Annotated in this window: 11 protein-coding genes; all 11 read right to left on the bottom strand. The window is 40.7% G+C overall.

Going from position 1 to position 17,136, the window contains the following annotated elements:
* Positions 1–104: 104 nt before the first annotated feature.
* Positions 105–905: an SDR family NAD(P)-dependent oxidoreductase gene (locus B2863_RS07935; protein WP_296209047.1), complete on the bottom strand. Its 801-nt coding sequence runs from the start codon at positions 903–905 to the stop codon at positions 105–107.
* Position 906: 1 nt separating this feature from the next.
* Positions 907–2,535 (bottom strand): aldo/keto reductase, encoded by a 1,629-nt coding sequence (locus B2863_RS07930; protein ID WP_296209044.1) that lies wholly within the window; start codon positions 2,533–2,535, stop codon positions 907–909.
* A 211-nt stretch (positions 2,536–2,746) separates the two neighbouring features.
* Entirely contained in the window at positions 2,747–3,916 is a 1,170-nt protein-coding gene (gene pseC / locus B2863_RS07925) for a UDP-4-amino-4,6-dideoxy-N-acetyl-beta-L-altrosamine transaminase (protein WP_296209041.1), read from the bottom strand.
* A complete protein-coding gene (gene pseB, locus B2863_RS07920) occupies positions 3,916–4,914 on the bottom strand; it encodes a UDP-N-acetylglucosamine 4,6-dehydratase (inverting) (protein WP_296209038.1) in 999 nt (332 codons plus the stop codon). The genes pseC and pseB overlap by 1 nt, the downstream gene beginning before the upstream one ends.
* Before the next feature lie 111 nt (positions 4,915–5,025).
* Positions 5,026–5,901 carry a succinate--CoA ligase subunit alpha gene (gene sucD / locus B2863_RS07915; protein ID WP_101204626.1) on the bottom strand — a complete coding sequence of 292 codons (876 nt, stop codon included), beginning with the start codon at positions 5,899–5,901 and terminating at the stop codon, positions 5,026–5,028.
* A 150-nt stretch (positions 5,902–6,051) separates the two neighbouring features.
* Positions 6,052–7,218 (bottom strand): ADP-forming succinate--CoA ligase subunit beta, encoded by a 1,167-nt coding sequence (gene sucC, locus B2863_RS07910; protein WP_057757869.1) that lies wholly within the window; start codon positions 7,216–7,218, stop codon positions 6,052–6,054.
* Positions 7,219–7,376: 158 nt separating this feature from the next.
* Positions 7,377–8,831, bottom strand: coding sequence for a dihydrolipoyl dehydrogenase (lpdA, locus tag B2863_RS07905; RefSeq protein ID WP_296209032.1), 1,455 nt, complete (start codon positions 8,829–8,831; stop codon positions 7,377–7,379).
* A gap of 261 nt (positions 8,832–9,092) precedes the next feature.
* Positions 9,093–10,340 (bottom strand): 2-oxoglutarate dehydrogenase complex dihydrolipoyllysine-residue succinyltransferase, encoded by a 1,248-nt coding sequence (odhB, locus tag B2863_RS07900; RefSeq protein WP_296209029.1) that lies wholly within the window; start codon positions 10,338–10,340, stop codon positions 9,093–9,095.
* Positions 10,341–10,495: 155 nt separating this feature from the next.
* The gene (locus tag B2863_RS07895) at positions 10,496–13,372 is read right to left on the bottom strand and encodes a 2-oxoglutarate dehydrogenase E1 component (RefSeq protein WP_296209026.1); all 2,877 of its coding nucleotides are present in this window, start codon (positions 13,370–13,372) and stop codon (positions 10,496–10,498) included.
* 914 nt (positions 13,373–14,286) lie between these two features.
* On the bottom strand, positions 14,287–14,997 hold the full coding sequence (locus B2863_RS07890; protein WP_055123743.1) for a succinate dehydrogenase iron-sulfur subunit: 711 nt from the start codon (positions 14,995–14,997) through the stop codon (positions 14,287–14,289).
* Positions 14,998–15,220: 223 nt separating this feature from the next.
* Positions 15,221–17,071, bottom strand: a complete 1,851-nt coding sequence (gene sdhA / locus B2863_RS07885) for a succinate dehydrogenase flavoprotein subunit (protein WP_057757857.1) — start codon at positions 17,069–17,071, stop codon at positions 15,221–15,223.
* Positions 17,072–17,136: the final 65 nt, after the last annotated feature.

The following is a 17,136-nucleotide window of genomic DNA, read 5'->3' as shown; positions in this document are numbered from 1 at the left end:
CCTTAGTTTGTATCTTAACAATTTATCTAGTTACACTATTGAGCTAACATCATTTAGAAAAACACAAAAACTCTAAGAAAGTCTTTGCCACTTATTGTTCCAAACTACCAAGCTGTCCATCCACCATCTACCACCAAATTACTACCATTCACGTAGCTAGAGGCATTAGACAGAAGAAATATAATAGCGCCTGTAATCTCTTTTGGGTGACCAACTCTACCTAGTGGCACTTTGTCTGCTAAAACTCTAACAAACTCTGGATTAGCCTTAATAACACTTGTTGAAGGGAATGGGCCAGGAGTAATACTATTGCATCTAATCCCTTCTAAACCAAATTCACATGCTACATACCTAGTCCATTGTAACATTGCAGCTTTAGCTGCCCCATAAAAAGGAGGGTTTGTAGTCACAGCTTCTTCATAAATTCTTTGATCAGGGCTTACTAGTCCATACATTGAAGATATATTAACAAATGAAGCTCCTCCCGACATTTTTACGGCTTCCCTCAACTTCGGTAAGAAAACATTTAATATATTGTGAGCAGCAACAACGCTAATATTGTAACTCTCTATGTAATCAGCTGCACTAGCGATCTCAACTGTTCCACCTCTTCCATTGTATGCATTATGAATCACTCCATCTAAAGCTCTAAGTTTTATACTGCTATTAAAGGCATCAATTGATGATTTATCAGTAACATCAAATACGGCAGCTTCAACGTTGTAACCAAGACCTTTCAATTCATCTACCATTTCTATACATCGTTTATCACTTCTAGAATTTATTAGAACGTGTGCTCTTGCCTTTGCTAAAGCTAAAACCATTTCTTTGCCAAGATATCCTGTTGCACCAGTAACAAGTATAGTTTTCCCTACTAGTGAGAACAAATCATTCGTATCTTTCATGCTATGTTTTCCATTTTGCAGGATTTAATAGAGAACTTGGGATTTCTGGACGTGATGACTCTATTTGGGCTATTTGCAAGGTATTTAATTTAGGATTCATGAGCAGCTTCATATTTTCTTTAAACTGTTCTACAGTCTCCATACCTATAACTAAACCATCTATCCATTCTGCTGAGTTTACGTATGCGATACATAGGTCAGATATACTACTCCGACCTAAGGTACATATAAGATGATTTAACCATGTATTGATAGTTATATAATCCTCGACACCTGCTTTTTGCCAGCTCCTATTATTATTAGATAGCAGCAGACCCTGTAAGTAGATACTGCGCACATGAATAGTTAAGTTACGCTCTTTCTTCTGTTTTAAGACTTCATGTACAACATCACCCCATCTATTGTCTAAGATATTAAATGGCAACTGTATGTACTCAATACTTTTGACCTTTAAAGCTTCTAATAATTCATCAGGCGACTGTACAGAAACGCCTAATGAATTAATTCTAGCTTGCTCTTTATGATAGTTTAGTCGCTCCCAGACAGCATGATCCCAATATTTTAAATGCTCAAATCTATGTAAAAGCAAAACATCAATGTTTTTTTTATCTAGATAAAAAAGGGATTCATAAATACTTTTATCAATAAATGCGTTTATAGCATTTTTATCAGCTATATTAGAACAAGCAGACAACGCTGATAATTTTGTTATAATCTGAACTCTACTAGCCCAACTACCTTTCACAGCTTTACCAATTACTTTTTCGCTATCACCATATTCTCTAGCTGTATCCAAATATTCGATACCATTGGAAATCGCGAGCTTAATTATACTTTCACTTTCTGTACTATCTGGTTGGCCTTTATAGTTGTTTATTCCATAAGCCATACCTAGTTGAGCAGTGCCAAGTACCAACTTATGTAGAGGATTCTGTGTTATTACTTGTGGACTTTCAACTTTCAACTGGTTGATAAGAGTAAACAACGAAGTATTCACTGGCTCATCAAAGTTCTCAAATACATTACTTACTCTCTGATAATCATCGAAGTCATCAATAGTACATCTATACAAACCGAGCTGATGATTCTGGTACTTAGTAAAAGTATTAGAACCATATTTTCTAATAATATAAGGCGTTACATGTTCACGATCATAATCATCATTAGTCTCTCTATTTGCTTCTCTGAGATCAGATAGTTTTAATACCTCAACACTAACCCCATAAGGCAATCCTGAAATTTGACCATTACAAGATAAGTATGTAGAACCATTTGCATAGAAGCTTTGTTCTAATTCATCAATTAGATTTCCATCTGGAAAGACGTTATCTGCTGTTAGTCTAAATACTACTGTATCATCGTCAAACGAAGATAGACCCTCCACTATTCTTCCAAGTACATCATTTAAACTTCCTCTGAAATAGGATATATTCCATTTCTCAAGCTCCTTAATTAAAAGATCATCATCTTTTTCTTTTGATGTAGCTACTATGACCTTTCGATTGGTATTAGCAGCTCTTTGCGCTGCTAATACCGCAAGTGGAATTCCTTTTATTGGTAGTATAACTTTACAAGGAAGCCGACTAGAGCTGGTTCTGGCCTGGATAACTATAACACTAGTTTGTTCCATATTATTCTCAATACCTATTCATCCAATTTTTAAAAAAAATAACAACCCATACAATAAAATATAGAGTAGTAAGATCAATCAAAGCATAGAAACCCAAGAATAATACAGACTTGCGTTAAATGTTAGCTATACAGCACTACCTCTTTGAAAGACTAAGGTCTTGATTGTCATGCTCAATTGATAGCCTATAGTTAACACTATGTCTGATTCGTTAAGAGTTCAGTATACTTTTAAGTGTACAAACCACCCTATCTTGGCTTTCAATACTTAAATCAGGATATAAAGGTAGACTAATAGCTTCTTCATAGTATTGTTCTGCTTGTGGAAAATCACCTAGTTTAAAGCCAAAATGCTCTTTGTAATAAGGCTGAAGATGTACAGGTATATAATGAAGATTGACACCAATATTAGCAGCACGCAAAGCTTTAAAAACTTCTAAATGCGTAGGTTTGATTTCATCTAGCTTTAATCTAATTACATAAAGATGAAGACCAGAATAAGCTTCTTGTATTTGAAAAGGCACAATCACGGCAAGACTAGCTAGTTTCTCATTATATCTATTTGCAATCTCATGACGACTTTTTGTAATACTCGATAGTCTTTTTATTTGTGAGACCCCAAGCGCTGCCTGCATTTCTGTCATACGATAGTTATAACCCAAGTCAACTTGTTGATAATACCAAGGCCCGTCGGGTTCGTGAGTCATGAGATCAGAATCACGAGTAATACCATGACTACGTAACAAATCCATCTTTTGCGCTAGCTCTTCGTTTTTCGTGGTTGCTACGCCGCCTTCAGCAGTCGTAATTATTTTGACTGGATGAAAGCTAAAAATCGTGATATCCGAATATTGGCAGTTACCTATTGGCTGGTTTTTATACTTACCACCTATAGCATGTGAAGCATCCTCGATAATAGAAAAACCATACTTTTTAGAAAGTTGATATATCCTCTCCATATCGCAAGGCTGACCACATAAATGCACAGGAATCACTACCTTTGGTAATTTATCTTGCTCTTTAGCAGCTTCGAGCTTATGTTCTAGAGACTGAATAGATAAATTATAGGTTCTTGGATCAATATCCACGAAATCAACTGTAGCACCGCAATACAAAGCACAGTTTGCAGATGCTACAAACGTAATAGGTGTCGTCCAAACAATGTCACCTTGGCCCACGTTCAAAGCCAAACACGCAACGTGGAGGGCTGAAGTAGCACTGTTCATTGCCAGAGCATATTCAACATTACAATATTCTTTAATTGCATTCTCGAATTCTGGTACTTTAGGACCTTGCGTTAAATAATCAGACTTGAGGACATTGACGACCGCGTCAATGTCCTCCTCTGTAATATTTTGGCGACCGTAGGGAATAAAATTCATTAGATTTTACCAATATTATCTTTGTTCTCTTGTACCCAAGATTCGAGCTCTTCTCTTGGCATCCATTCAGTATTATTATCACTTGAATAAACAAAACCTTCTGGAACTAATTTACCATCTTTTACTCTCTCAGGTGAATGACCCCAATTGTTAATAGTAGGTAAGATTTTAAAGTGTTCAGGGTATTCATAAGTATAATAAGAATCTTCAGCGCCAATCATTTGCTCATGTAGTTTCTCACCAGGTCTAATACCAACCACCTTAGTGGCAGCTTCTGGCGCTACAGCTTTTGCTACATCCATAATATTCATTGATGGAATTTTTTTAACGTAAATCTCACCACCTTCCATATCTTCAAAAGCATGCCATACAAGCTCAACACCTTCTTCCAAAGTAATCATAAAACGTGTCATACGATCATCAGTAATAGGTAGCTCACCTCTTTCTTTGATTGACAAAAAGAAAGGGATCACTGATCCACGTGATCCCATCACATTGCCATATCTTACGACAGAAAATTTAGACACGTGCTGACCGCTATAAGCATTTCCTGCTACAAATAATTTATCAGAAGTAAGTTTAGTAGCACCATATAGATTTATAGGACTACTTGCTTTATCAGTTGATAGCGCCACTACACCCTTAACACCTTTATCTATGCATGCATCAATTAGGTTCATTGCCCCATGTACATTCGTTTTTACACATTCAAAAGGATTGTATTCTGCTGTTGGAACAATTTTAGTAGCAGCAGCATGCACGACATAATCAACTCCATCTAAAGCACGGTATAGCCTTTCTTTATCTCTTACATCGCCAATAAAAAAGCGTACGCGTGGATCATCCTGAAACAGTTTAGCCATTTCCCACTGCTTCATTTCATCTCTTGAGAAAATAATAATCTTTTTAGGGTTATATTTTTCAAGAGTCATCGGGATAAACTTATGTCCGAATGAACCTGTACCACCTGTCACTAAAATCGTTGAATTACTTAACATTTATTTTTATCCTTGAATTACCATTATTAAACCAATAAAAAACACCCCATTGTAGGGGTGCCTTCTCGATATTTCAATAGAGTTTTAGTAGTTAATAGGTTTTTGAGCCTTTTACCAACCAGTAACTTCTTTTAGCTTATCACCAAGTTTAGATGGGTCACGTGTATACGCGATACCAGCATCTTCAAACGCTTTGAATTTCTCTTCAGCAGTACCTTGACCACCAGAGATGATAGCGCCAGCATGGCCCATACGCTTACCTTCTGGAGCAGTAACACCAGCGATATAACCAACAACTGGCTTAGTCACATGGTCTTTGATATAAGCAGCAGCTTCTTCTTCAGCAGTACCACCGATCTCACCGATTAGGATGATAGCTTCAGTCTGTGGATCAGCTTCAAATAGCTTCAATGCATCAATCTGGTTCATACCAGGGATAGGATCACCACCGATACCGATACAAGTTGACTGACCAAAACCAAGCTTAGTAGTCTGAGCTACGGCTTCATAAGTCAACGTACCAGAGCGTGAGATGATACCTACTTTACCTGGCTGATGGATATGGCCTGGCATGATACCGATTTTGCACTGACCTGGAGTAATAACGCCTGGGCAGTTAGGACCAACCAAACGTACGTCGCCAGCTTCTTCAAGATAGCGTTTTGCTTTTAGCATATCGATAGTCGGCACGCCTTCAGTGATCACAACGATCAACTTAACGCCAGCATCTATTGCTTCAACGATAGAATCTAGTACGAATGGTGCTGGTACGTAGATAACAGAAGCGTCAGCTTGAGTCGCTTCCATGGCTTCCGCCATAGTGTTGAATACTGGTAGGCCTAGGTGCGTTTGACCGCCTTTACCTGGCGTCACACCACCAACTACTTTTGTACCATATTCGATGGCTTGTTCAGAATGGAACGTACCATTTTTACCAGTAAAACCTTGTACCAATACTTTGGTATCTTTATCGATTAATACACTCATTATATTTTCCTTGTATTCGGTTGTCTTGTAACAGTGGTCTTTATAACTATCATTATCAAATTTTGATAACCAACTTTTATTATAAAAACCACTATTACGATTTGACTACTATGCTTAAGCGTCTATCTCTAAACACTTATATTTAAAGACTTACGCTTTAACAGCATCGACAATTTTTTGAGCCGCGTCAGATAAACCTTGAGCTGAAATCAATTTCAGACCAGACTCTTCTAGGATTTGTGCGCCTAGCTCAGCGTTGTTACCTTCTAAACGAACAACAACTGGTACTTGTACGTCAACTTCTTTAATAGCAGCGATAATAGCTTCTGCAATCATGTCACAACGTACGATACCGCCGAAGATGTTGATTAGAACGCCTTCAACACTGCTGTCTTCTAGGATAATTTTGAACGCTTCAACAACGCGATCTTTAGTTGCGCCGCCGCCAACGTCCAAGAAGTTAGCAGGCTTGCCGCCATACAATTTGATGATGTCCATGGTCGCCATTGCAAGACCAGCACCGTTAACCATACAACCGATGTTACCTTCTAGAGCAACATAGTTTAGGTCAAATTCAGCTGCTTTAAGCTCACGCTCATTTTCTTGAGTTTTGTCTTGTAGCGCTGCGATTTTTGGCAAACGATATAGTGCGTTTGAGTCGATACCGATTTTGCCATCAACACAAACGATTTCGCCATTTTCACGAACAGCTAATGGGTTGATTTCCATTAGAGCAAAGTCGTTTTCAACGAATGCTTTATAAGCGCCAGTCATCAATTTAACGAATTGATTGATTTGCTTACCTTCTAGACCAAGTTTGAACGCAACGTCGCGCGCTTGGAAAGGCATTAAACCAACTAAAGGATCAACATTTACTTTAAAGATTTTTTCTGGAGTGCTGTGTGCTACTTCTTCGATATCTACACCACCTTCGGTAGATGCCATGAAAGTTACACGACGAGTTGCACGATCAACGACTGCGCCAAGATATAGCTCAGTTTGTACTGGATACATATCTTCTGCAACCAATACAAAGTTTACTGGCTGACCATCAGCATCAGTTTGGAACGTTACTAGGTTAGTACCGATCAACTCTTCAGCAACTTGCTTAGCTTCTTCACGAGTTTTAACCAGTTTTACACCACCAGCTTTACCGCGACCACCAGCATGTACTTGCGCTTTAATTACTGCAATGTCAGTTGGGGTTTTGTCAAAAGCTGCAGCAGCTTCTTCGCCGTTATGAGCGATGATGCCTTCTTGAATTGGCAAACCGTAGCTTTTTAATAGCTCTTTTGCTTGATACTCATGTAAATTCATTGATTGTATCCTTTATTTTTTACAATTAATAAAAAGTGAAATCAAGTGCGCACATGTACATATTAATCATACGTCTGACGCACTCATGATTGTGGCATCACCAAAATAGCGATACCCCAATCAGGTTGTAAATCGATAATAACTAAACGAGCAACTACTTATTTCTTACGCTTTTTGCGCTGGATAGCGTGAATAGCACGGCCATCTGCAGATAGAGCAGCTTCATGCACTGCTTCTGAAATAGTTGGATGAGCAAATGTCATCAACTGCAAATCTTCAATACTAGAGACAAATTCCATCGCGATCATACCTTGATGGACGATATCACCAGCACCAGCAGCGATAGCATGCATACCTAATAGACGATCTGTTTTTGCATCAGCAACTACCTTCACAGAACCTTGCGCTTCACTTTGCGCTAATGCACGACCGTTGGCAGCTAAGTTGAAAGAACCTGTTTTAACTTCATAGCCAGCTTCTTCAGCTTCTTGCTCAGTCAAACCTACCCATGCGATTTCTGGATGAGTATAAATGACATTAATGATAGTGTCATAGTTAACTTGAGGTTTTTCGCCATGAATACGCTCAACAGCCATCATGCCCTCTTCCATAGCTTTATGCGCAAGCATAGGACCACGGACCAAATCACCGATAGCATAAACGCCATCAAGATTGGTTTTGCACTGGTCATTAACATCGATAAGGCCACGTTCAGTCAACGTGATACCGCTGTCTTCGCCAAGCAGTTTTTCAGAATAAGCGCGACGACCAACACAAACGATCAGCTTGTCGAAGCTCTCTTCAGAAGACTCGCCTTTGCTTTCGCTAGTGACGACAACTTGGTCACCTTGTACTTCAGCATTGGTTACTTTGGTATCGACACGGATATCAAGACCTTGCTTCTTCAGCATTTTTCCGGCTTCTTTTGAGATGTCTTTGTCAGCAGCAGCTAAGAAGCTAGGAAGTGCTTCATATACCACTACTTCTGCACCTAGACGACGCCATACTGAACCAAGCTCAAGACCGATAACACCAGCACCGATAACGCCTAGACGCTTAGGGACTGAGGTGAAATCAAGTGCACCAGTTGAATCAACAATACGGTCACCGTCAGTTTTGGCAACAGGAATCTCGATAGGCACAGAACCTGCCGCAAGAATGACATTCTTAGCAGTGATCGTCGTTTCGCTTTCGTCTTCTAGAGCAGTAAATTTGACTTTTTTGTCAGCGCCTTTACCGTCGACCAATGTACCCCAGCCTTGTAGCCAGTCAACACCATTGCCTTTTAGCAACGCTGCAACACCACCAGTCAACTGCTTAACAATACCTTCTTTACGCTCTATCATTTTTTCGATATTGATAGCAACGTCACCAGTACTGATACCGTGCTCGTCAAGGTCATGCTTAGTAGCTTCGTAACGATGTGAGCTATCAAGTAGGGCTTTTGATGGGATACAACCAACGTTTAAGCAAGTACCGCCAAGTGCTGGCTCGCCTTTGTAAACGCGCTTTTCGATACAAGCAACACTCATACCGAGCTGGCCTGCACGAATAGCTGCTTCGTAACCACCAGGACCGCCGCCGATGACGACTAAATCATAATTGTCTTTCATAGTACGTTCCTATTTTTAATTGTATGTGTCATTTAAACTGGTTGTTATCTTGCTGATAGATCAGCGTTATCTACACTGAACAGTTAATACACTATGTCAATGAGATAGACTCACACATCGATAATCGATAGCAAGTCACCATTATTAAATTTATTTAAATACAGTTATCAGCGCATCAAGTAATCGCTGACTAATAAAAATCATTATCTATACCAAAGTTAAAAAGCTTGTATCAGCGGTTGCCAATACAAGCTTAAAAGCTTACAGGTCTAGTAGTAGCATTGCAGGGTCTTCGACCAACTCTTTGATAGTTACCAAGAACTGTACTGCTTCTTTACCATCGATCATACGATGGTCATAAGATAGCGCTAGGTACATCATTGGTAAGATTTCAACTTTACCATCGACAGCCATTGGACGGTCATTGATAGCGTGCATACCTAGGATAGCAGTTTGTGGTGGGTTCAAGATAGGTGTTGACATTAATGAACCAAATACACCACCGTTAGAGATAGTGAACGTACCGCCAGTCATGTCTTCTAGACCAAGCTTACCTTGCTGTGCTTTACCGCCAAATTCACGGATTGTGCTTTCAACATCAGCCATGCTCATGCGATCAGTATCACGTAGTACTGGAACAACCAAACCACGATCTGAAGATACTGCTACACCGATATCATAAAAACCATGATAAACAATGTCATCGCCATCTAGTGAAGCGTTTACTGCTGGGAAGCGTTTCAGTGCTTCTGTCGCTGCTTTTACGAATAACGACATAAAGCCTAAACGCACGCCATGACGTTTTTCGAACTTCTCTTTGTACTTAGCGCGCATGTCCATCAATGGCTTCATGTTCACTTCGTTAAACGTCGTCAACATCGCAGTATCTTGTGATGCTGATAATAGACGCTCAGCAACACGCTTACGAAGACGAGTCATTGGAACACGTTTTTCAGTACGCTCACCCATCGATTCAGCAACTGGACGGCCGCTATCAGACTTGATACTGCTGTCTGATTTCAAGGTCGGGTTAGCCATATCAGTTTTGGTTACACGACCACCGCGGCCACTACCTTCAACTTCTTTAGGATCTACGCCTGACTCTTTTGCTGCTTTACGAACTGCTGGGCTTTGATCTTTATGATCAGCTTCACCTTTGTTATCTGTTGCTTGAACAGGCTCGCCACCATCAGCAGCTTGCTTTGCTTGAACTGGCGCTGCTGGTTGGTCTGGATCTACTGCTGGCGCTTCTTTTGCACTAGCACCAGCACTTGCACCGGCTTCAAACTGAGCAATAAGCTCATCAGACAATACAGTATCGTCAACTTGCTTTACGATTTTGGTCAATACACCATCATCAGGTGCCACAACTTCTAATACAACTTTATCAGTTTCAATTTCAGCTAGTAGGTCATCACGATTAACTTGTTGACCTTCAGTGACGTGCCACTCAACGATTGTGCCATCGGCAACCGATTCTGGAAAAACGGGGGCTTTGATGTCAGCCATCGATATACTCCTTAGATTTGGATATTCATACTTATTATTAAGTCGTGATAGGCAGCCGGTAATCTTTTAATAACTTTGCTTATATTTTATTAAAAAACACTGACTGTCATCGCCTGATTCATTTATCTTCTATAATCTTTTGATTAAACAAGGTGTTACTGAGCTAATTCATCAACACTTATGCCAAGGCCACCAGCAATGAGTGCTTGCTGTTGTTGAGCATGCAGTTTCGGTGATCCTGTTGCAGGGGCTGCACTAGGAGGACGCGCTACTGGCTCCATGACTTTTGCTTTGGTTGGATGCGGTACGACAATACGGAACATATGCGGTGCCAAATAGTACCAAGCGCCTTGGTTTAATGGCTCTTCTTGCGTCCATACAATTTCAGTTAGGTTGCTATACTTTTCGATTTCAGCGATTAAGCGAGTCTCTGGCAATGGATACAATTGCTCAATACGAACGATAGCCACATGATCAAGACCTAATGCGCGGCGCTGCTCTAACAAATCATAATAAACCTTACCACCACACAGAACCATACGAGTCACTTTATCTGCGTTGTGATCGTCCATTTCTGGCAATACCGTCTCAAACTTACCGTTAGCAAGCTCTTCTAGATTAGAAGTCGCTAGCTTATGACGTAATAAGCTCTTTGGTGACATAACGATCAATGGCTTACGGATAGGACGTACTGCCTGACGACGTAATGCATGATAAATTTGCGCAGGAGTCGTTGGCGTAATGACCTGCATATTGTCTTCAGCACATAGCTGTAAGAAACGCTCTAGACGTGCAGATGAATGCTCAGGGCCTTGACCTTCAAAGCCATGTGGTAACAACATGGTTAAACCACAAACACGCTGCCACTTGGTTTCGCCGCTTGAGATGAACTGGTCAATCACAACCTGAGCACCGTTAACGAAATCACCAAACTGTGCTTCCCAAACGATCAATGCGTTCGGTACGGTGGTCGCGTAACCATATTCAAAGGCTAGTACCGCTTCTTCTGACAACAATGAGTTGTAAGTAGCAAAGCGTGCTTGGTTCTCACTTAAATGAGATAATGGTACATACATACTGCCATCATTGACATTGTATATTTCACTATGGCGATGTGAGAAAGTACCACGGCCAACATCTTCACCAGTAATACGTACTAGTACGCCGTCATTATCAACCAATGATGCATAAGCCAATGTCTCAGCTGCACCCCAGTTAAGAGGCTCTTCGCCAGTTTGCATCGCTAGACGCTGTTCAACGACTTTTTGAACCTGACGTTGTAACTTGTAGCCTTCTGGCATTTCGGCCATACGGCGTCCATAACCTTTGAGCTTTTCGATATCAACGCTAGTATCCCAGTCATCAACCAAGTCATGACCTAGATAAGGTTTCCAATCTACGAACAACTGCTCGTTAGGCTCTTGAACCAATGAGCTAACAACATAATCACCACGGTCTAAAGACTCACGATAGTCATCTTCGTACTGTTTCTCTTCTTCGGCATTCAAGATACCTTCTGCGATAAGTTTTTGCGCATAAAGAGTACGAGTAGTCGGAAGCTTCTTAATAACAGCATACATTAATGGCTGAGTCGCAGATGGCTCATCTGCCTCGTTATGGCCATTACGGCGATAGCAGAACAAATCAATGATGATGTCTTTGTCAAACTTATGACGATAATCTAATGCTAACTGAGCGGCAAATACGACTGCTTCAGGATCATCACCGTTTACATGTAGGATAGGAGCATGAACCATTTTGGCAACATCAGTACAATATTCAGTTGAACGAACATCTTCTTGACGGCTAGTAGTAAAGCCAACTTGGTTATTGATCACGATATGTACAGTACCGCCAGTGGTATAAGCACGGGTCTGTGACATTTGGAAAGTTTCTTGAACTACACCTTGACCAGCAAAAGCGGCGTCACCATGAATCACGATAGGTAATACTGAATTACCACCAGTATTATCTAGTAGTGGCTGATCGTTACGGCGTACTTGACGGGCACGTACTGAGCCTTGTAGTACTGGCGCGACAATTTCAAGATGCGATGGATTAAATGCTAAAGCCAAATGCGCTTCGCCACCTGGTGTCATCACATTAGATGAAAAACCATTGTGGTATTTAACGTCACCTGAGCCTTTTTCTGGCTGTACTTTACCATCAAACTCATCAAACAAGTCTGCAGGATTTTTACCTAAGATGTTGACTAATAGGTTTAGGCGGCCACGGTGAGCCATACCAATGACCATTTCTTTTGTGCCATATCCACCAGCACGTTGAATGATTTCATTGATCGCAGGAATGAAGCTCTCGCCCCCTTCCAAACCAAAACGCTTAACACCCGTGTATTTACGAGCAAGGTATTTTTCTAGACCTTCAGCAGCGGTTAAGCGCTCAAGGATAGATAAACGTTTTTCTTTGTCAAATTTAATATAGCCTAGATTAGTCTCTAGGTATTCTTCCATCCAGCGTTTTTCTGTACTGGTAGTAACATGCATGTACTCGACACCAATATGGCCACAGTAAACACGTTCCATGATTTCGATGATTTCGCGCAATGTCGCTTCATCTTTACCGATGACTAAATCATTGGTTGGAAATACGGTATCAAGATCAGCTTCTGACAAATTATGATAAGCAAGCGTCAAATCTTCTACTTCTGCACGTGGATGCAAATCTAAAGGATCGAGTTTAGCATGGCGATGACCGCGACGACGATATGCTGAGATTAGTTGCTGTACGCCCATCTGCTTAGGATCACAGTTGGCAGAGCTGCTAGGGTCGGTATCAGTACTGCTACTCTTATTTGCCGTTTGATTACGAGCAAGTAGTAAGAACTGATCTTTGATAGCGTTGTGCTGAGCATCGTTCTGCGACTTATACTGTTCAAAGTACGTTTGCCAGTCAGTATCAACACTATCAGGGTCTGTTAGGTATTGCTCGTAGAGAGCTTCTATATAGTTGGCGTTATCGGCAGCCAGTTCGGTATGTACTTGGCCAGATTTTTCTTTGGTTATACTATTCATAATAATCGTCTATTTGATAGATAAATGAATGGAATCGTGCTTATTATTGTGTCAGTCGTTGTATGCTCAGGTAGTTAGACAATGTGTCATATCCTGTCAAATACTATTCGATAAAACACTTTTATCCCTAAGTATTGCCATCACCATAGAATATTGCTGTCATTGTCTACAAGAGCAAGTGATGCTAAATAGTGGTAACAAGTCTTATTGCAATACCCGTCTAAAATAAAAACTATTTGTGAACGCTCAGTTTTCTTATCTAGCTCGTTTCACAACATTAATTTATATATACTTCTTTGAGTCATAACCAATCCATTAATGATAAGCTATTAATAGATAATTATATTTTCAGCTAACCTATAAACTGGTTATTGATGCTGGATTACCCTAAATTTGCTGATAAATCCTGCCTTTTCAGACAGACATACATTGCTGTATAGATTATCATGCCCATTTTTTGCGACATAGTTTGTTTGTTCAATACTAGGTATTTATGTAATGAATATCTATCATCAATTATAAACGCATAATCATTGTGCGCATAGTATTTTAGCCCGATAATGTCACAATGTGTTCAAACAGCACATATTTAGCGCTGAAAAAGACGCTTTAACCATCTCATTAAATACCAAATACAATTATAACAAAATTCGACTATGTCTATATTCGATTATATAGGGTGATTGTCTATATATTATTTCTTATTACATACAACCAACGTATTGACCATACAGTTTTACTCTAAAATCATTTAATACCTATTTTTAAATAGGCTAAATTCACCATATTTTTAAATAACAAGTTAGCTATAAAAATTAGTAAACCTATATATCAGCTTTTTAACTAACAAAAACACCACCTAATGAATAGGTGGTGTTTTTCGTATAGTAACTATAAATATCAGTTACCTGTGCTTAACCAGCTTGGTCAATCAACATATTACGTAGATGACCGATCGCTTTGGTTGGATTCAATCCTTTTGGACAAACTGATACACAGTTCATGATACCGCGGCAACGGAACAAGCTAAACGGATCGTCTAAGCGAGCTAAACGTGCTTGAGTATCACCGTCACGGCTATCAGCAACGAAGCGATAGGCATGTAATAACGCTGATGGTCCTAGGAACTTATCAGGGTTCCACCAGAAAGATGGGCAACTGGTTGAACAGCAAGCACATAGGATACATTCGTATAAACCGTTCAGTTTTTCACGCTGTTCAGGTGACTGTAAACGCTCAGTTGGCGGTGCTGGCTGATCATTGATTAAGTACGGATGCACTTTTTCATACTGCTCATAGAACTGGTTCATATCAACAACCAAGTCACGAACCACTGGCAAACCAGGTAGCGGACGAACCGTTACTTTTTCTGGTAGCGTGTTCATGTTGATTAGACATGCCAAACCGTTTTTACCATTAATGTTCATGCCGTCAGAGCCACAAATACCTTCACGGCAAGAGCGACGGAAAGTAAGCGTTTCATCTTCTTTCTTTAGGCGTAATAGTACGTCAAGCAACATACGATCTGAATCAAGTAGCTCAATCGTATAAGTTTGCATGCGTGGCGCTGCGTCCAGATCAGGATCGTAGCGATAGATTTCGATGGTGCGAGTACCTCGGCTCATAATGCTAAACTCCACACGTAGGTGATGGCGGGCATACAAAGATTGCAACATATTTGCGCTAGCTATTAATCAGTACTGATAACCAGTATCGGATACCAATTAATAGCGTAGTAGCGCTGGCATGAGCATGTAGCTGGCGGTCACCTTTTTAATAAATTAATAAGGGATAAAACGTTAACACTGCTGTTATCTATCAACTATATATAAAGTATGCAGTCTAGAATTAGTAGACGCGGACTTTTGGTTCGATATAATCAACGGTTAATGGCACTTTACGTACTGGCTTATAAATGATGCGATTGCCTTCAGAGTACCATAAAGTATGCTTCATCCAATCGTGGTCATTACGGCCGTTAGGTGCGTAATCATCATCTTCTGGACGATCATAATCGGATACACTGTGCGCGCCGCGGCTTTCATGACGCTTCGCTGCAGATATCATTGTCGCTTTTGCTACTTCATACAAGTTAGCAACTTCGAATGCTTCAATACGTGCTGTGTTGAACACTTGTGATTTATCGCCAAGATGGATCTTGTCGATCTTTTCACCTAGCGCTAAAATTTTCTCAACGCCTTCGTCCATCATCGCTTGCGTACGGAATACACTAGCGTGCTTTTGCATCGTAGCACGAATCTCATCAGCCACGTCTTGCGCGTTGTAGCCTTCAGTAGACTGTTGCAACTTGTCTAAACGCTTCACTGTAAAGTCAAGTACGCGTGGATCAAGTGGCTTATAGTTATGATCTGCATGATGGAACTCATCAACGATATGCTTACCAGCTGCACGGCCAAATACCAATAGATCTAGTAGAGAGTTCGTACCTAGACGGTTAGCACCATGTACACTTACACAAGCACATTCACCGATTGCATAAAGACCTTTAACCACATTGCCTTTAGCGTATAGACCGTCTTCATCAGTACCTGCTTCTAAATCCGGTACAATTACTTGACCATGAATAGTGGTTGGAATACCACCCATCATGTAGTGAATGGTTGGGATTACTGGAATTGGCTCTTTAGTGATGTCAACATTGGCGAAGTTTTTACCAATCTCAAATACTGATGGTAGACGCTTCATGATGGTTTCAACACCTAGATGCGTCATATCCATTACGATATGATCAGCATTAGGACCACAACCACGGCCTTCTTTGATTTCTTGGTCCATTGAACGCGATACAAGATCACGCGGTGCCAAGTCTTTTACGGTTGGTGCATAACGCTCCATGAATGCTTCGCCATCTTTGTTACGCAAGATAGCGCCTTCACCGCGGCAACCTTCAGTCAATAGTACACCTGCACCATGAACGCCAGTTGGGTGGAACTGCCAGAACTCCATATCTTGCAATGGAATGCCAGCACGTACTGCCATGCCAATACCGTCACCAGTATTGATATAAGCATTGGTAGACGCAGCAAAGATACGACCAGCACCACCTGTCGCTAGGACAGTAATTGGTGACTGGAATACTGCAATCGTACCCGTCTCTTGCTCAAGTGCGACGACACCGTTGATGTTACCAGCTTCGTCTTTGATCAAATCAAGGGCGATCCACTCGATAAAGAACTCAGTGCCCTGCTCTAGGTTTTTCTGATATAGCGTATGTAGTAGTGCATGACCTGTACGGTCAGCAGCGGCACAAGCACGTTGTACAGCTTTTTCGCCATAGTTAGACGTGTGACCACCGAACGGACGCTGATAAATCGTACCGTCTTCGTTACGGTCAAACGGCATGCCCATGTGCTCAAGCTCATAGACTACTTTTGGCGCTTCACGGCACATATATTCGATAGCGTCTTGGTCACCTAACCAATCTGATCCTTTAACGGTATCATAAAAGTGAAAGTGCCAGTTGTCATTGCTCATGTTACCCAAACTTGCACCGATACCACCCTGAGCGGCAACTGTGTGCGAACGCGTTGGGAATACTTTGGTTAGGACTGCAACCTTCATGCCCGCTTCCGCTAAATGCAATGAAGCACGCATACCTGAGCCGCCGCCACCAACGATAACTGCATCGTAGTTTAGGGTCTTGATATTACTAATGGTATTGTCTTGTCTAGTTGCCATTACGGTTTTCCTAATGCCTGTTAATGCGTAAAAGTAAATCAAAGACTTTTTAAGACATCTCTATT

Source organism: Psychrobacter sp. UBA3480, assembly GCF_002377945.1.
Lineage (GTDB): Bacteria > Pseudomonadota > Gammaproteobacteria > Pseudomonadales > Moraxellaceae > Psychrobacter.
Note: the sequence above shows the minus strand (reverse complement) of the source record. Positions and strands in the feature narration are given on the sequence as shown.